13 protein-coding genes, 4 tRNA genes and 1 pseudogene are annotated in these 16409 nt (G+C 60.2%); 8 read left to right on the forward strand and 10 right to left on the reverse strand.

Annotated features, from left to right (window positions below):
* Window positions 1–582: 582 nt before the first annotated feature.
* On the reverse strand, window positions 583–1581 hold the full coding sequence (locus BXA01_RS08275) for a LysR family transcriptional regulator (RefSeq protein WP_076563822.1): 999 nt from the start codon (window positions 1579–1581) through the stop codon (window positions 583–585).
* 89 nt (window positions 1582–1670) lie between these two features.
* Between BXA01_RS08275 and BXA01_RS08280 the strand changes: the two genes are divergently transcribed.
* From BXA01_RS08280 to BXA01_RS08295, 4 genes are all read left to right on the forward strand, one after another.
* Window positions 1671–2297: a hypothetical protein gene (locus BXA01_RS08280; protein ID WP_076563823.1), complete on the forward strand. Its 627-nt coding sequence runs from the start codon at window positions 1671–1673 to the stop codon at window positions 2295–2297.
* A gap of 90 nt (window positions 2298–2387) precedes the next feature.
* Entirely contained in the window at window positions 2388–3158 is a 771-nt protein-coding gene (locus BXA01_RS08285; protein WP_076563824.1) for a 2OG-Fe(II) oxygenase, read from the forward strand.
* A gap of 1 nt (window position 3159) precedes the next feature.
* Complete coding sequence (locus tag BXA01_RS08290) at window positions 3160–3798, forward strand: LysE family translocator (RefSeq protein WP_016773667.1); 639 nt, start codon at window positions 3160–3162, stop codon at window positions 3796–3798.
* 186 nt (window positions 3799–3984) lie between these two features.
* Complete coding sequence (locus tag BXA01_RS08295; protein WP_076563825.1) at window positions 3985–5724, forward strand: dipeptidase; 1740 nt, start codon at window positions 3985–3987, stop codon at window positions 5722–5724.
* Window positions 5725–5860: 136 nt separating this feature from the next.
* On the opposite strand, the gene BXA01_RS08300 is transcribed toward BXA01_RS08295, so the two are convergent.
* From BXA01_RS08300 to BXA01_RS08315, 4 genes are all read right to left on the reverse strand, one after another.
* A tRNA-Gly gene (locus BXA01_RS08300) sits at window positions 5861–5936 on the reverse strand.
* A 3-nt stretch (window positions 5937–5939) separates the two neighbouring features.
* Window positions 5940–6015, reverse strand: a tRNA-Glu gene (locus BXA01_RS08305).
* A 104-nt stretch (window positions 6016–6119) separates the two neighbouring features.
* Window positions 6120–6195: transfer RNA gene (locus BXA01_RS08310), tRNA-Gly, on the reverse strand.
* 2 nt (window positions 6196–6197) lie between these two features.
* Window positions 6198–6273, reverse strand: a tRNA-Glu gene (locus BXA01_RS08315).
* 383 nt (window positions 6274–6656) lie between these two features.
* Here BXA01_RS08315 and BXA01_RS08320 point away from each other — a divergent pair.
* Entirely contained in the window at window positions 6657–7415 is a 759-nt protein-coding gene (locus BXA01_RS08320; protein ID WP_039764159.1) for a hypothetical protein, read from the forward strand.
* A 253-nt stretch (window positions 7416–7668) separates the two neighbouring features.
* Here the strand turns inward: BXA01_RS08320 and BXA01_RS27630 are convergent, their stop codons facing one another.
* The 4 genes and pseudogenes from BXA01_RS27630 to BXA01_RS08335 form a co-directional block, all read right to left on the reverse strand.
* Window positions 7669–8562, reverse strand: coding sequence for a methyl-accepting chemotaxis protein (locus BXA01_RS27630; RefSeq protein WP_370695148.1), 894 nt, complete (start codon window positions 8560–8562; stop codon window positions 7669–7671).
* Between the two features lie 15 nt (window positions 8563–8577).
* A pseudogene (locus BXA01_RS27635) lies at window positions 8578–9636 on the reverse strand (HAMP domain-containing protein); the annotation flags it as partial.
* A gap of 108 nt (window positions 9637–9744) precedes the next feature.
* Window positions 9745–11145, reverse strand: a complete 1401-nt coding sequence (locus BXA01_RS08330; RefSeq protein ID WP_076563828.1) for an aminotransferase-like domain-containing protein — start codon at window positions 11143–11145, stop codon at window positions 9745–9747.
* Window positions 11146–11335: 190 nt separating this feature from the next.
* The gene (locus BXA01_RS08335) at window positions 11336–12097 is read right to left on the reverse strand and encodes an SDR family oxidoreductase (protein WP_076563829.1); all 762 of its coding nucleotides are present in this window, start codon (window positions 12095–12097) and stop codon (window positions 11336–11338) included.
* 234 nt (window positions 12098–12331) lie between these two features.
* On the opposite strand from BXA01_RS08335, the gene BXA01_RS08340 reads away from it, so the two are divergent.
* The gene (locus BXA01_RS08340; protein WP_076563830.1) at window positions 12332–13336 is read left to right on the forward strand and encodes an NADP-dependent oxidoreductase; all 1005 of its coding nucleotides are present in this window, start codon (window positions 12332–12334) and stop codon (window positions 13334–13336) included.
* A gap of 126 nt (window positions 13337–13462) precedes the next feature.
* On the opposite strand, the gene pyrF is transcribed toward BXA01_RS08340, so the two are convergent.
* Window positions 13463–14161 carry an orotidine-5'-phosphate decarboxylase gene (pyrF, locus tag BXA01_RS08345; RefSeq protein WP_041479471.1) on the reverse strand — a complete coding sequence of 233 codons (699 nt, stop codon included), beginning with the start codon at window positions 14159–14161 and terminating at the stop codon, window positions 13463–13465.
* A gap of 262 nt (window positions 14162–14423) precedes the next feature.
* Between pyrF and BXA01_RS08350 the strand changes: the two genes are divergently transcribed.
* Together BXA01_RS08350 and BXA01_RS08355 are read left to right on the forward strand one after the other, a co-directional pair.
* Window positions 14424–15173 carry a response regulator gene (locus BXA01_RS08350; protein WP_041479472.1) on the forward strand — a complete coding sequence of 250 codons (750 nt, stop codon included), beginning with the start codon at window positions 14424–14426 and terminating at the stop codon, window positions 15171–15173.
* Window positions 15173–16222, forward strand: a complete 1050-nt coding sequence (locus BXA01_RS08355) for an ATP-binding protein (protein WP_076563831.1) — start codon at window positions 15173–15175, stop codon at window positions 16220–16222. The genes BXA01_RS08350 and BXA01_RS08355 overlap by 1 nt, the downstream gene beginning before the upstream one ends.
* Window positions 16223–16409 lie beyond the last annotated feature (187 nt).

The raw sequence follows: 16409 nt of genomic DNA on the forward strand, positions 1-16409 counted from the left end.
AAAAGCCCCTCACCCTAGCCCTCTCCCGGAGGGAGAGCGGACTGACCGCGCTGTTTGGATGAGGTACGTCGACCTGAATTACCGAGTCGAATGCAGATTACGAACAACCTACAAACCGGCCCCCTCTCCCTCGGGATAGGGCTGGGCGGGCGGCGTTCCGATGAGGGGCGAATCCAATACAAAACCCAAGCCAATTGCACGCTTTTCACCACTCAAAACAATGAGCGCAAGCTCGAGTACCGCTTTTGATCTTGATTCACAGGCGACGTCGGAAGGCTGAGCGGAGGGATTGATCCGGGCGTGGGAGCGCAGCGACCGTACGACGCAGTCGTACACAGCGGAAGGAGGTGCAGCGAAGCAAACCGTAGCCGCTGCGCCCGGATCGATCCCGCAGCGAAGGAACCCGAGCCTGCGAGGGCCGAACGCAGGAGCAAGCCTTTTCGGTTACCTTTTTGGCGTTTGAAAAAGGTGACCCGCCGTAAGGGCGGAACCGTAATCCGCAACACCCGCAGAAACGGATATTCACCCAAAACCCCAAGAGCATGGTCGGCCCAAAGGCCGCCAAGTCCCCCCAAAAAAACCTCAAAGCAACCCCTCACTCTCCGGCAGCTCATACGCCACAGCCAAATTGCCCCCGCCCACCGACTTCCCGGGCCTACCCAACGTCGGCTCCTTCTGCAAACACTCCACCAGATAATCAATAAACACCCGCAACTTCGGCGGCAGATACCGCGTCGGCGAATGCAGCAACCACAACCCACCATGATAAGAGGCAAGAAACGTCCAGTCCGGCAACACCTGCACAATCAACTTCTGCTCCAAGGCGTAACGCGCCGTGAAATACGGAAGACTGCCAATGCCGATGTGCTGCAACACCGCCCCCAACCGCACACCCGTGTGATTGGCGGCATAGCGCCCACGCACTCCGACCGTCACCGCCTTGCTGCCCTTCTTGAATTTCCAGCGCGCATCGCTCGGCGTTTCGCCCAGATAAATACAACTGTGGTTGAGCAAATCGTGAGGATGCGTCGGCGTGCCGTGTTCGGCCAGGTATTGCGGCGTGGCGCAAAGCAAATGATCGATGGTCAGCAACTGCCGCCCGACCAGACCGGCCGGTGGACGATCAGTGATGCGAATTGCCAGATCGACATGATCATCGATCAGATCGACCTGACGATCTTCCAGCAACAACTCCACATCAACCTTGGGATAGCGGCGCAGAAACTCCGGCATGTGCGGATGAACCACAAAGCGCCCCACCGCTTTTGGCACGCTGACCCGCACCAGACCTTCGGCTTCGTGGGTGAACTGGCCGCTGATTTCCATCACCGACCTGGCCGCGCTGACCATTTCCTGGCAACGCTTGAACACCTCCTCACCGCCATCGCTCAAGCGCAGTTTGCGCGTGGTGCGTTGCAGCAAGCGCGTGGCCAACGCCTTTTCCAAGCGGGAAATACTGCGACTGACCGCCGAGGGAGAGGAACCCATCTGCCGCGCCGCTTCAGAGAAGCTGCCGGTCTCGACAACCTTGACGAAAATCGCCATTTCACCCAGCAGCGGCAGCGGAAGATTGATGCTCACAACGCACAAGTCCTTTGATGTTCGAATGGATTATCACGTTATTGCACGATTCATATAATAAAAACAGAACTTCGATCAGGGCATGGAATATGACGCTTCGCCTGTTTTTTCACAGCGATGACCTCAAGGCGAATGTCGAAGTCCTCGACTGCACACCCCACGAGAACGAATTCGCCGTAGTGCTGCGCGCTACCCTGTTTCACCCGCAGGGCGGCGGTCAGCCTTGCGACACCGGCTGGATCGGTGAGAGTCAGGTGTCGCGAGTGGTGCAGGAAGCGGAGCGCATTGTTCATTTTGTCGACCGCCCGGTGCCCCTGGGCATGACCGTCATCCGTATCGATGAAGAACGTCGCCGCTTCAACACACGCATGCATTCGGCCGGGCACCTGATCGGTCATTTCATTCAGGCCATGGGCTGGATGCCGATCAAGGCGCACCACTGGCCGGACGAGGGCCGGGTGCAATTCAAGCCGGGCGATGGCGCTGAAGAAGTCGATGCGCCAACCGTGCAAACCGGTATCGAGCAGTGGATCGAACACGATCTGCCGCGCCTGACCTCGCTGCGCGAGGGCGCGCGGGAAATCAGTTTCGGTGAACTGCCAGCCTATGGCTGCGGTGGCACCCACGTACGCAGCCTGAAGGATCTGGGCACAGTCACGATCGCGTCCCTTTCGCAGAAGAAAGGCACGCTGTCCGTCCACTACAGCGTGGATTGAGCATTTCGGACGTTGCCATAGCGCAGCGTCCGACGCCGGGGAACCGCGCTCGCCGGTTCCGTTGACTATCGATAGATGGACCTAAAACAAATGATGCTAGACGTCGAGCGTCTCGATGAGACGTGCATAAAAAAACTGGCCAACGAAGAAGTCCTCGCCATCCGCGTCAAACGCTTTCTGCCCGAGCCGCTGGCGATCGAGATCGGTGACAAGATCCTCGCCCCAGGCTTTGAAGGCTACATCAACGCGCCGAGTATCGGCCGCATCGGCATGGCCTTCTACGAGGCGGAAAACCAGCCGCTGCTGATCGAGGATTACTTCGAACGCGCCACCCGCAACATCGCCGAACTGCGCCAGCGCTGCGCGCCCTACTCCTCGCCGATCGACACCCTGCGCTGCATGCTCGACGAATCCTGGCCCGCCGGCGCACATCTGGAAAACCTCTACGGGCGCAAGATGTATGTCGGCTTGTCGCGCGTGGTCAAACCCGGCGTGTGCTTTCTTGCTCATCACGACATCTTCGCCAAGGACGCCCCGGACAGTTTTCAGGCGCGCAGCCTCGAGGCGCAATTTGCCTGCAACGTCTACCTGAACATGCCCACCGAGGGTGGCGCCTTGCAGATGTGGAATGACCACATCACCCCCGATCAATTCGACGAAATGCGCGGCGACAGTTATGGCATCGAGCCGTCGCTGCTGGGGCCGCCCGCGCTGGAAGTGCGACCGCAGCCCGGCGATTTCATCATGTTCAATTCACGGCGCATGCACTCGGTAACTCCGGGCGTCGCGGATCCGCGTTTGAGCCTGTCGTTCTTTGTCGGCTATCGCGGCAATGCTTCCCCTCTGACTTTCTGGAGCTGACATGCTTTCCAATTACCTGGGCGAGTTTCTCGCATTGGCCACCATCCACTTTCTCGCCGTGGTTGCGCCCGGTCCGGACTTCGCCGTGACCATCCGCCAGAGCGTGCGCTTCGGCCGCCTTGTCGGCATCTGCACTGCGCTGGGCATCGGCGCGGGGATTTCCGTGCATGTGCTGTATACCCTGCTCGGCGTCGGCGCCCTGATGCACACCACGCCGTGGCTGCTGACCGTCGCCAAAGTGGTCGGCGGTGCGTACATCCTTTATCTGGGCGTCAGCCTGATTCGCAGCAAACCGAAGAGCAGCGTCGAAGGCGAAAAAACTGCCGATGAGCCGCTGGTTGAACAGTCACTGTTCAAGGCATTCAGCACCGGTTTTCTGACCAACGCGACCAACCCCAAGGCCACGCTGTTTTTCCTGGCCATCTTCACCACGATCATCAGCGCCAGCACACCGCTGCAGATCCAGGCGTTCTATGGCTTGTGGATGTGCTTCGTCAACGCGCTGTGGTTCGTGATCGTCGCGCTGTTTTTCTCCAGCAACAAAGTGCGCCTGCTGTTCATGCGCCTTGGACACTGGTTCGAGCGCAGCATGGGCGTCATCCTCATTCTGTTTGCCGGACGCCTGATGCTATCGATGTAACCCACAGAAAAAAGTCCCGGCATTAGCTGCCGGGACTTTTTCATTTGTGCGCCTCTTTTGCATTTCTGTGCGACAGATCAAGTTTGTGACTCCCTCTCCACCTGCTCATGGTGGTAGGTTGCAAAATGTTTCTGCCGCAAGCGTCAGACATATTTTCCCAATCTCTAGCAAAGGAATGCCTGTTCAATGGTCTTTTCCCTGAAAAAACTGGCCGCCGCTACGCTCGTCATGGCCAGCCTCACCGCATTTACCAGTGCCGCACAAGCCAACATCACTGCCGAGCAAAGTGCAGCGATCCTGAAATCCTTTGACGGCAAGAGCTTGACGGATTTCCGCAGCTTCCTTGGCAGCCTGGCGAAAAGCGATCCGGCCAAGACGGATAATCTCACCCCGTCCATCAGCGCCTTCCTCGACAACAAGACCCTGAACGCCGAACAGCAGAATGAAATTCACCGTCTGCTGGGCATTTATACCCGCGTGAAATATGGCAAGGCCGCGCTGGAAACCCTGCGCCAACTCGTCGAGATCCCGACCTTCCGCAAGGACGGCGTGGAGCAACACGACAACCCGGAATTCATCAAGATTGCCGGCGAGATCCAGAAACTCGCCGAATCCTTCGGTTTGAAATTCCGCAATATCGATAACCGCGTCTACGAAATCTCTCTGGACGGCAAAGGCGACGAAGTCGTCGGTATTCACGCGCACGCCGATGTGGTGCCGGTGACGCCGGAAAACTGGGTGCTGAAAGATGGCACCAAACTCGACCCATTCAAAGTCACGCTGATTGGCGATCGCATGTACGGTCGTGGTACCGAGGATGACAAGAACGCCATTGTCGTGGCGCTGTACGCCATGAAAGTGATCAAGGACGAGAAACTGCCACTGGCGCGTAACTTCAAGCTGCTGGTCGACACCACCGAAGAAACCAGCGGCGACGCCATTCCCTATTACTTCGAGCGCAACCCGACGCCGAACTACAACATGGCGCTGGACGGCGGTTATCCGGTAGTGATCGCCGAAAAAGGTTACGGCACCGTCATGGCCAACTTTGCCAAACGCAAAGGCGAAGGCAACGGCGCGGAAATCATTTCGATGACCGGCGGCAAGGCGACCAACCAGATTCCGTCCGCTTCGGTGGTCACGCTGGTAACCGACAAGCCTGCCGAGCTCGCCGCCAGTCTGCAAAAGGCCGGCGATGCTTATGCCAAGGCCAACGGCGGCAATTTCGAAGTCGCGGCAAAGGTTGATGGCAAAGACGTCAAACTGACCGTGACGGGAGTTTCTGCGCACTCCTCCGAACCAGAGTCCGGCGTCAACCCGGTCGCGCGAATGCTGAGTTTCATCAACAGCCTAGACGGCAAAGTCGCGCTCAAGCACAACCAGTTCACCGATGCCGCGCGTTATGCCGATGACAACTGGGGCCTGGACTACTTGGGCAAAAAACTCGGCGTCGGTTTCTCCGACTCGTTCATGGGGCCACTGACCACCTCGCTGACCTACGTCGGCGAAGATGACAAAGCCTTCAAGCTGGCGGTGAATCTGCGCGTACCGAAGGGCAAGTCTCCAGAAAAGCTCAAGGCTGAGATCGCTGAGAAACTGGATGCCTGGAGCAAGAAGACTCATGTCGCTGTAGCGTTCGACTATTCCGTAGCCGAACCGATGTATCGCAACCCCGAAGGTGAATGGGTCAAGGCGCTGCTTGCCGTAGCCAGCGAAAACCTCGGCATGAAATCGGAATTCGGTACTTCCGCTGGCGCGACGTCGGTTCACGAGTTGCCGAACGGCGTGCAATTCGGCCTGGCGCGACCTGAAGCCAAATACACCGGCCACACCGATGGCGAGTTCAAGACCGTCGATCAGTTCCTGCTGGATCTGCAGATCGTCACGGAAATGATGGGGCGTGTCGGGCAATTGCCGAAGCTGTAAAGCCCTGCCTGAGCCCAGTCACCGATGACCGGGCTCAAAATAAAAAAGGACCTGTGAAAAGGTCCTTTTTTATTGCTGCCACAAAACGCGCACAAACAAAAACGCCGATCATCACTGATCGGCGTTTTTGTGAAATTGGAGCGGGAAACGAGACTCGAACTCGCGACCCCGACCTTGGCAAGGTCGTGCTCTACCAACTGAGCTATTCCCGCAAATGGCGTCCCCTAGGGGACTCGAACCCCTGTTACCGCCGTGAAAGGGCGGTGTCCTAGGCCACTAGACGAAGGGGACACGCTACCCGGAACACATGGTGTGTGTTTCGGTGTCCAGATCCGCATCCGAAGACTTGGTTCTGGTTTCACTCAGCACCGCCCGAAAGCACTGCTGTTTAAAATTGGAGCGGGAAACGAGACTCGAACTCGCGACCCCGACCTTGGCAAGGTCGTGCTCTACCAACTGAGCTATTCCCGCATTGGCGTCCCCTAGGGGACTCGAACCCCTGTTACCGCCGTGAAAGGGCGGTGTCCTAGGCCACTAGACGAAGGGGACACACTACAACATTCACTCCCTGCCGCGTTTCGCTGTGTGCTTTACGCTGCAAGTGGCGCGCATTCTATGGATGGATTGAGGGGTCGTCAACCCCCTGATATAAATTTATTTAAATCAATGACTTCGACCCGGATTACGGGCCGCGTAAGGCTTTTCCGTCGTCCGAAACCTGACGCCTATATTCCGCCACTCGCCAAGACGTTATAGTCACCGCACAGTGATGGCAATCTGCACATCAAGCGCCAGCATTCATCTATACAGCTGGCGGCCGATACAGATTGCAGCAGCCGATCAAACCCGTCGAGCGGCGCTAGGCGCCTAAATGCCCAGCCACTACACTCGCATGCGAACCCTATAAAGAGGTCTTACCGGTGACACCACTCATGATCACCCTGCTAGTCGTAGCCGGGATCGCAATTCTGATCGCCATTGGCTACATGAACCATGTGGTGGAAAACAACAAACTGGAGAAGGCCCGCACCAAAGTCGAACTCAACGACCGCCTGCGCCGCTGCGGCGAACTGACCGAAACCTTCCCCGGCCAGTTCATGACCCCGGCGCTGAAACTGCTGCTGACCCGCCTGGAACTCAACGTCTGCCAGCGCCTGCTCAATCTGGAAAAGACCAGCGCAACCACCAAGGCCCGCATCACCGAACTCAGCGCCCTCGTTGCCCAAGGCGAATCGATCCCGGTGAACAACCCGCCCGCGCCGATCCTGACCGAAGCCAAAGCCAAAGACGTGCGCTTCCTCCTCGAAGCCCTGCACGGCCAGATCACCCGCGCGGCCCACGACGGCTTCCTGCCACCGAACGAAGCCAAACAATGGATCCGCGAGGTGCGCCACATCCTCGTGCTGCTGCACATCGAATTCTTCAACAACCTCGGCCAACAGTCCCTGCAACAAAACCAACCCGGCCAGGCCCGCCTCGCCTTCGAACGCGGCGTGCAATATCTGCGCAAACAGCAGGACCCGCAGATGTACGCGGAGCAACTGCAATACCTGGAAAAACTCCTCGCCCGAGCGAATGCCCAGGTCATGGACAAGATTGCCCCGGTGGAAGGTGAAGAAAACCAACTGACTGCCGGTTTGAAGGATGTCGAAGCCGATGCGGACTGGAAGAAGAAAGTGATTTACGACTGAGTCGGGAATGCCGGTAAAGAAGCCACCTTCATGGGTGGCTTTTTTGTGGGCGACTTGAAAGAGGTGTGAATTGAAGACCGCATTCGCGAGCAGGCTCGCTCCCACATTGGGAAGCAGTGTTCTCAGGTAAAAATCGGTCGGCTGTCAGGCCGCCTTCGCTGGCAAGCCAGCTCCCAGAGAACAGCAAAAGCAAACCCGGGCCATCCCCACGCGGCGAAGCCGAGAGCCTGGTCGGCCCAAAGGCCGCCAAGGCTCAAAGCCGAAAATGCCCAACCATCGAGCGCAACTCGCCGCCCAACTGCGCCAGCTCAACACTCGAAGCCGCATTCCCGCGCATCGCCACGGAAGAGTGATCCGCGCTCGCACGAATCTGCGTAACACTGCGATTGATCTCCTCCGCCACCGAACTCTGCTCCTCCGCCGCCGCCGCGATCTGCTGATTCATCTGCTGAATCAACGACACCGCCGCGGCAATACTCCCCAGCGCACTCTCGGTCTGCAACGCATCACTGACCGCCAGCTTCACCAACTCGCCACTGCTGCGAATCTGCTGCACCGACGACTGCGCCGCTGCCCGCAGGGCACTGACCAAGCGCTCGATCTCCTCTGTCGATTGCTGCGTACGCCGTGCCAGCGCACGCACCTCATCGGCGACCACGGCAAACCCCCTGCCCTGCTCCCCGGCCCGCGCCGCTTCGATCGCCGCGTTCAGCGCCAACAGATTGGTCTGCTCGGCCACGCTCTTGATCACCTCCAGCACCGTGCCGATATTCTGGATCTCGGCGCTGAGGCTCTCGATGCTGGAACTGGCCGAGGTCGCTGAATCCGCCAACTGCTCGATCCGCGCCATGCTTTGGCGCACCACCTGCTGGCCGCTCTCGACCTTGTCATCCGCCGTCTGCGCCGCCAGCGCCGCCTCTTCGGCATTGCGCGCGACGTCATGTACCGTGGCGGTCATCTGGTTCATGGCGGTGGCGACCTGCTCGGTTTCCTCCTTCTGGCTGTTGACCTCCAGATTGGTCTGTTCCGTCACCGCCGACAGCGATTGCGCGGAACCGGCCAAGCGCTCGATGCCGGCCTGCAAGCCACTGACAATCGTGCCGAGGCCGGCAGCCATCTGCTGCATCGCCAACATCAATTGCCCCATTTCATCGCGGCGCGTCACCTCGACCTTCGCCGTCAGATCACCCGCAGCAATCTGCTGCGCCACACGAATCACACTGCGCAGCGGCGCCACGATCAGGCGCGTTATTACCCACGCGGCGAGTAATCCGACCAACAAGGCCAGCGCCGAAGAGCCAATGATCAATACCGTGTTCTTTTTCAGCTCCGCCTGCATCGAAGCATCTTCGGCGACATAGGCCTGATTGACCCGATCCACCACTTGCGCCGCGCGCTGATGCAACTGGTCATAAACAGTTTTTTCTTGCGCCAGCAAACCGGTGTATTCAGCCAGCTTCTCGTTGAATCCGGCGATATGCCCCGACACTTCGTTGAGCACCGTCAGATAGCCCTCGTCCTTGACCGTGCTTTTCAACGCCTCGGCCTGCTCCTGCGCTTGCGCGGCCTGTTCGATATTGCCTTGCCCGGCATTCTCGGCATCGCCCTTGCGGCTTTGATCCAGCCGCACGCGCGCTTCGTTCATCGCTTGCAGCATCAGTCGCGAGACCTGACTGACCTGATTCGCCTGTTCGATGAACTGCGCGCCGTCCTTGCCCTCGGTGTCTTTCAACGTATAAGCGCCATCATCGGCCAGCCCGCTCTGCAACACGTCGAGGTTATTGGCCACGCTGGACACCGACCAACTGGCCATCTCCAGCGCAAGGTCCTTGGCCTGGCTCAGCGAGACAAATTCATCGAAGGCCTTGCGATACGCGCCCAGCGCTTGCTCGACATCGCTCATCACCGGGACGTTGGCCGGGGAATGCGCCTTGAGCTCACCGGCAAGGACGATCAGCCCATCGACGCCCTCGCGCAAGGCATCGGCGGTCTTCGGATTGCCGCGCAGGGCGTATTCCTGCTCGAGCAGGCGCACTTTGAGCAGGCCGCTGTTGAGCGCGGACATCTGCTTCAAGCCGTCGAAACGCAGACTGATGGTTTGCAGGGACCAGACGCCGATCGCCGCCACCAACGCAGTCAGCAGCAAGACGAGCACAAATCCGATACCCAGTTTTTTCGCCATACCTAGGTTGGCGAAACGTCCTTGCACGGCCGAAATCATTGCGCGTAGTCCCCTGCCAAAGTCTGTTGCCGAAGATTCGCAACGGGCTCGAACCAGCACAAGACTCTGGCGTCGGAATAATGGCAAAAAGCTACGCCCGCGTCGTTTTCAGAATGCTGGAGGTCGATCCGCGCAAGTATTGCGAAAAAACTGCCGCGCCCGTGGGTCGCAGGCACAGGCCACATTGATGCGCTGCCAGTCACCGCACTCACCGCTGGGACTGAAAGCGTCCGCTGCTGACAACTCCAGCCCGCAGTGCTGGGCCTGCCTGCGCACCGACGCCTGGTCGCGCAAGCGTGCCCGCGCCCAGATAAACAGCCCGCCAACCGGCTTGCCGAACACTTCCCACTCGGCATCTTCCAGGGCCTGCAAGGCCGCCGCGCGATCGGCATTCAAGCGCTGACGCTGGCGCTGCACCAGTTTGCGATAGGCGCCGGTCGCCATCAGCCTGGCCAGAACCGCCTCGGCCAGCCTCGAACAGCCCAGGCCGCTGATCATCTTGACCTCCGCCAGGCGCTTGAGCAGTTCGCTGTCCGCCAGGACAAAGCCGACCCGCAACGAACTGCTCAGTGTCTTGGAGAAGCTGCCGACATAAATGACCCGGCCGCCATGGTCCAGCGCCGCCAACCGCGTACCGTTGCCGGTGTGCAGATCAGCGTAGACGTCATCTTCGATCACGCGCAGGTCGTAGGTCTTGCTCAACTGCACGATGCGCTGGGCAACGGCGGGAGTCAGGCAACTGCCGGTGGGATTGTGGTGATGACTGCCGATGAACAGAGCGCCGGGACGAAACTGACGCAGCACCGACTCGAGCATGTCGATGTCCGGCCCGCTCGGCGTACGACGAACTTCGAGCATCTGTACGCCGTGCAGACGCAACAGGTCAAACAACGGTGCATAACCGGGCGTTTCCACCACCACGCAATCGCCAGCCTTGAACAGGGTGCGCACGATCAGGTCAAGCGCATGACTGGCACCGCTGGTGCTCATCAGCCGGGTATTGCAGGCGTCGATATTCAGCAGTTTCAGACGCTTGGCAATTTGCTCGCGCAACGCTGGCAGGCCCAGTGGCGAGCTGTAGTTGAACAGGCTGGCCATGTCGGTGCGTGCCACCTCGCGCAGCGCGTAGCTGAGGTCGTCGGGCTCACGCCAGCTCGGTGGCAAGCCTCCTTGCCCCAAAATCAAGCGACTCGTTGCGGCGTCCACCTCATCACGCCATGCGGGGCGGCCCTCGCAGGCTGCCCATTCCGAGTCCGCTTCGCGCAATGCCGGCGAGGCCGCGACGATGAATCCCGCGCCCTGACGCGTGGTCAATACGCCTTGCGAAACCAGGCGCTCGCAGGCTTCGACAACGCACGACTGGCTGAGCAGATTCCCCCGGGCGATTTGCCGTACGGAGGGTAACCGGGTGGCCGGCGGGATGCCGCTTTGCACAATCCAGTCAGTCATTCCATCGACGATCTGCTGCACGACCGGCACCATTGCCTGTCGGTCAATTCTCAGTTCCATGAGCTCGCAAACTCCTGTCAGTTTTGCTGGCAGCAGTAAATCACAGCCGCGCCGCCGAGGCTGTGCGACAACACCGCCAAATGCGGCAGTTCTAACGGTTTGATACACATTGTTTAGCGGTATTCACAAGGACCGACCGCGAGGTACAAAAAACCCGCACGCAGGCGGGTTCTTAAAATTACGGCAACCTTCAGAACGCTGTCACGCCGCCATCCACTGCCAGCGAATGCCCAGTGGTGAACGCTGCGCCATCGCTGCACAGATACAGCACCGCGCTGGCGATTTCCTCGACCTTGCCGATGCGTCCGACCGGATGCATGGCATTGGCGAATTCGCCCTTCTTCGGGTCGGCTTCGTAGGCGCGGCGGAACATGTCCGTATCAATCACTGCCGGGCACACTGCGTTGACGCGGATTTTCTTTTTCGCGTATTCGATCGCCGCCGACTTGGTCAGGCCGATCACCGCATGTTTCGACGCCGCGTAGATGCTCATTTTCGGCGCTGCGCCCAGCCCGGCTACCGACGCCGTGTTGACGATCGCGCCACCGCCCTGCGCCAACAGCAACGGCAACTGATACTTCATGCACAGCCAGACGCCTTTGACGTTGACGCCCATGATCGCGTCGAATTCGTCCAGCGAACCGTCGGCGAGTTTGCCTTTCTCGATTTCGATCCCGGCGTTGTTGAAGGCATAGTCGAGACGACCGTAGGTATTGATCACCTCATCCATCAGATTTTTTACATCGCTTTCCACCGTCACGTCGCAGCGCACGAAGGACGCTTCGCCACCGGCTGTACGAATCAGCGCCACCGTGCCTTCGCCTCCAGCCGCGTCGAGGTCAGCCACCACCACTTTCAGGCCTTCGGCGGCAAACGCCAGGGCTGTCGCGCGGCCGATGCCATAGGCGGCCCCCGTGATTACAACCACCTGACCGGAAAACGTCATGCTCATGGAGATGTCCTCGAATGCAAAAACTTGGAGATGTTGCGTCGCAGCATAGCCAAGGGCGGCGGAAGCGCGTCAGCACTATGCAATCGCTGTTTACCGGCGCATGCGCCGCAGTGATAAACCCCACCCCGTAACCATCACTGCACTGGATCGACCTGCATTCGCCGCATCAGCCAACCTTGCGACATCGGCGTTGAAGAGCTATCAACAAGGCTTCATTCCATTCGAGTGCCTGTCATGACCAACCAGACCAATCGCCAGTTCCTGCTCGCCAAACGCCCGGTGGGCGCCGCGACCCGCGAGACTTTCACTTATCAGGAAGTACCGGTCGGCGAGCCACAGGCGGGACAGATTCTGGTGAAAAACGAATACCTGTCCCTCGACCCGGCCATGCGCGGCTGGATGAACGAAGGCAAGTCCTACATCCCGCCGGTCGGTCTCGGTGAGGTCATGCGCGCACTGGGCGTGGGAAAAGTCATCGCTTCGAACAATCCCGGCTTCGCCGTCGGCGATTACGTCAATGGTGCCCTCGGTGTGCAGGATTATTTCCTTGGCGAGCCGCGCGGCTTCTATAAGGTCGACCCGAAACTCGCGCCATTGCCCCGCTATCTGTCGGCGCTGGGCATGACCGGCATGACCGCCTACTTCGCCCTGCTCGACGTCGGCGCCCCGAAAGCCGGTGACACCGTGGTGCTGTCCGGCGCGGCCGGTGCGGTGGGCAGCGTGGCCGGGCAGATCGCCAAAATCAAAGGCTGCCGCGTCGTTGGCATTGCCGGCGGGGCCGACAAGTGCAAATTCCTCATCGACGAATTGGGCTTCGACGGCGCCATCGATTACAAGGCCGAAGACGTCGTGGCCGGACTGAAGCGCGAATGTCCGAAAGGCGTGGACGTGTACTTCGATAACGTCGGTGGCGACATTCTCGATGCGGTGCTGAGCCGCTTGAGCATGAAAGCGCGGGTGGTGATCTGCGGCGCCATCAGCCAGTACAACAATAAAGAAGCGGTCAAAGGCCCGGCCAATTACCTGTCACTGCTGGTCAATCGCGCGCGCATGGAAGGTTTTGTGGTGATGGACTACGCCGCGCAGTTCGCCAGCGCCGCCCAGGAGATGGCCGGCTGGATGGCCAACGGGCAGCTCAAGAGCAAGGAAGATGTGGTTGATGGGCTGGAGACGTTCCCCGAGACGCTGATGAAACTGTTCAACGGCGAGAACTTTGGCAAGTTGGTTCTGAAGGTTTAAGGCCAGCCTGAAACCAATGTGGGAGCGAGCCTGCTCGCGAAAGCGGTGGATCAGTCGGTAATGATGTCGACTGACACTCCCTCTTCGCGAGCAGGCTCGCTCCCACAGTTGGATCTTCAATAAGCTTTAGGCGATTTCCGCTACAACCGCCGCCAGCGCCTGCGCCGGGTTCGCCGCTTGGCTGATCGGACGGCCGATCACCAGATAATCGGAACCGGCATCCAGCGCCTGACGCGGGGTCAGAATGCGCCGTTGATCATCCTGCGCGCTGCCCGCCGGGCGAATCCCCGGGGTCACCAGTTGCAGCGACGGGTGCGCGGTTTTCAGCGCCGACGCTTCCAGCGCCGAACACACCAGACCGTCCATCCCGGCCTTCTCGGCCAGTGCCGCCAGACGCAGCACTTGTTCCTGCGGCTCGATATCCAGACCAATACCGGCCAGATCCTCGCGCTCCATGCTGGTCAGCACGGTCACACCAATCAACAACGGTTGCGGACCACTGCGCTTGTCCAGCTCTTCACGGCAGGCGGCCATCATGCGCAGACCGCCCGAGCAGTGCACGTTGACCATCCACACACCCATCTCGGCAGCGGCTTTCACAGCCATCGCAGTGGTATTGGGGATGTCGTGGAATTTGAGATCCAGAAACACTTCAAAACCCTTGTCACGCAGGGTGCCGACGATTTCCGCCGCGCAACTGGTGAACAGTTCCTTGCCCACTTTGACCCGGCACAGCTTCGGGTCCAACTGGTCGGCCAGCTTCAGTGCGGCGTCACGGGTGGGGAAATCCAGGGCGACGATGATAGGAGTCTGGCAGGCGGACATGGATGGGCTCTCAGGCTGGTCGAAAACGGCGCGCATTGTAGCGGAACCGGCGGCGGCGCGGCACCCGATGATCGGTAAATCGTCGCGCTGGCGGTTATCAGCTTAGCCGGCGCGGCTATTGTGTCGACTCCGATACACAACCGACACGCCGGCAACACGCATTCGGGTTAGCCTCGCCCGGCGCAACACGTCCTTACAACAGCACTTCCCGCCTCCCGGCCGGACGCCTATGCTGAAACCACCACTGGCAGTGAACAGCCCAATGCACAACGCCCCGACAACCGTGACGGATGAAAGCAAAGACGACAAGCGCTGGAGCATCCGCGCGCTGATCGTTGATGATGACGTGCCGATCCGCGAGCTGATGATCGATTACCTCGCCCGTTTCAACATTCACGCCAGCGGCGTCACCGACGGCGCGGCGATGCGCCAGGCGCTGCAGGGCGAACATTTCGACGTCATCGTCCTCGACCTGATGCTGCCCGGCGAAGACGGCCTGTCGCTGTGCCGCTGGCTGCGCGCCGAATCGGACATCCCGATCCTGATGCTCACCGCCCGCTGCGAACCCACCGACCGCATCATCGGCCTGGAACTGGGCGCAGACGATTACATGGCCAAGCCGTTCGAACCACGCGAACTGGTCGCCCGCATCCAGACCATCCTGCGCCGCGTGCGCGACGACCGCACTGACCAGCGCGCCAACATTCGCTTCGACAACTGGCGCCTCAACAGCGTCCTGCGCCAAGTGGTCGCCGACAACGGCCTGGTAGTGCCCTTGTCCAACGCCGAATTCCGCCTGCTCTGGGTCTTCATCGAACGCCCGCGCCGCGTGCTCAGCCGCGAACAACTGCTCGACGCCGCTCGCGGTCGCTCGATCGAAGCCTTCGACCGCAGCATCGACCTGCTGGTCTCGCGCCTGCGGCAAAAACTCGGTGACGACCCGAAAGCCCCGCAGTTGATCAAGACCGTGCGCGGCGAGGGTTACCTGTTCGACGCGCGGGACATCGGCTGATGAAGGCGCGCTTGGACACCCTGTTCGGTCGCCTGTTCGGGGTGCTGTTCGCGGCGATTGTCCTGGCGCACCTGCTGGCCTTCGCCTGGTTCAGGCTCTACGGCCCTCCTCCGCCCCCACCACCGCCCGAGTTCTCGGCGAACATCGACGGCCAACCGCCCATGCGCGACGCCGCTTATCCACCGAGGCAACCGCGCCCCTGGTTCGGTGGCCCGGTGGTGCCGCTGACCTTTCAATTCATCACGCTGATGATCGCCGCCTGGTACGGCGCCAAACTGCTCACCCGGCCGATCCAGCGCCTGAGCGACGCCGCCGAGCGCCTGAGCGAAGACCTCGACAGCGACCCCCTCGACGAATCCGGCCCGCGCGAAGCCCGGCAAGCGGCGCACACTTTCAACCTCATGCAACGGCGCATCCGCGAACAGGTCCAGCAACGCGCGCGCATGCTCGGCGCCGTCTCCCACGACCTGCGCACGCCACTGTCACGCCTGAAACTGCGCCTGGAAAACATCAGCGACGACAAACTGCAAAGCCAGATGCGCCAGGATCTGGACGACATGATCGGCATGCTCGACGCCACCCTCACCTATCTGCACGAACAACGCACCAGCGAAGCCTTGCAGTTGCTGGACGTGCAGGCGCTGGTCGAATCGCTGAGCGAAAACGCCCAGGACCAGGGCGCCGATGTACAGGTCAGCGGCCACTGCGCGCCTTTGCCAGTACAACCGATGGCGCTGCGCTCGTGCATCAACAACCTGCTGGACAACGCCCTGCGTTACGCCGGACAGGCACGGATTGAACTGCTGGAACAGCGCGAAGAACTGCTGATTCGGGTGATTGATCACGGACCGGGTATTGCTGAAGACCAGCGGGAAGCGGTGTTCGAGCCGTTTTACCGACTGGAAGGCTCGCGCAACCGCAATTCCGGCGGCGTAGGGCTGGGCATGACCATCGCCCGCGAAGCCGCGCAGCGGCTGGGTGGGCGGTTGGATCTGGAAGAAACACCGGGTGGTGGCCTGACCGCCGTTGTCCGGTTGCCACGGGGCTGAGGCTCAGCCGACGTGAAGAGGGAGCGAGGCTGCTCGCGAAAGCGTCTGATGATTCAATACATCTGTTGAATGTACCGGCCTCTTCGCGAGCAGGCTCGCTCCCACAATGAAACTGAGTGTATTCGGTAGATATTGGTTGGATGTGAGGGCGCTATCGCTGGCAAGCCAGCTCCCACAGGGATCGAGT

Origin of the sequence: Pseudomonas sp. B10 (assembly GCF_900156235.1) — a bacterium.
Classification (GTDB): domain Bacteria; phylum Pseudomonadota; class Gammaproteobacteria; order Pseudomonadales; family Pseudomonadaceae; genus Aquipseudomonas; species Aquipseudomonas siliginis.

Coding starts and splice junctions, on each gene's coding strand:
- BXA01_RS08350 (WP_041479472.1), top strand. CDS start 14,424: ATGCACAACGCCCCGACAACCGTGACGGATGAAAGCAAAGACGACAAG.
- BXA01_RS27630 (WP_370695148.1), bottom strand. CDS start 8,562: ATGGGGCAATTGATGTTGGCGATGCAGCAGATGGCTGCCGGCCTCGGC.
- BXA01_RS08280 (WP_076563823.1), top strand. CDS start 1,671: ATGACGCTTCGCCTGTTTTTTCACAGCGATGACCTCAAGGCGAATGTC.
- BXA01_RS08335 (WP_076563829.1), bottom strand. CDS start 12,097: ATGAGCATGACGTTTTCCGGTCAGGTGGTTGTAATCACGGGGGCCGCC.
- BXA01_RS08285 (WP_076563824.1), top strand. CDS start 2,388: ATGATGCTAGACGTCGAGCGTCTCGATGAGACGTGCATAAAAAAACTG.
- BXA01_RS08330 (WP_076563828.1), bottom strand. CDS start 11,145: ATGGAACTGAGAATTGACCGACAGGCAATGGTGCCGGTCGTGCAGCAG.
- BXA01_RS08340 (WP_076563830.1), top strand. CDS start 12,332: ATGACCAACCAGACCAATCGCCAGTTCCTGCTCGCCAAACGCCCGGTG.
- BXA01_RS08355 (WP_076563831.1), top strand. CDS start 15,173: ATGAAGGCGCGCTTGGACACCCTGTTCGGTCGCCTGTTCGGGGTGCTG.
- BXA01_RS08290 (WP_016773667.1), top strand. CDS start 3,160: ATGCTTTCCAATTACCTGGGCGAGTTTCTCGCATTGGCCACCATCCAC.
- BXA01_RS08295 (WP_076563825.1), top strand. CDS start 3,985: ATGGTCTTTTCCCTGAAAAAACTGGCCGCCGCTACGCTCGTCATGGCC.
- BXA01_RS08320 (WP_039764159.1), top strand. CDS start 6,657: ATGATCACCCTGCTAGTCGTAGCCGGGATCGCAATTCTGATCGCCATT.
- pyrF (WP_041479471.1), bottom strand. CDS start 14,161: ATGTCCGCCTGCCAGACTCCTATCATCGTCGCCCTGGATTTCCCCACC.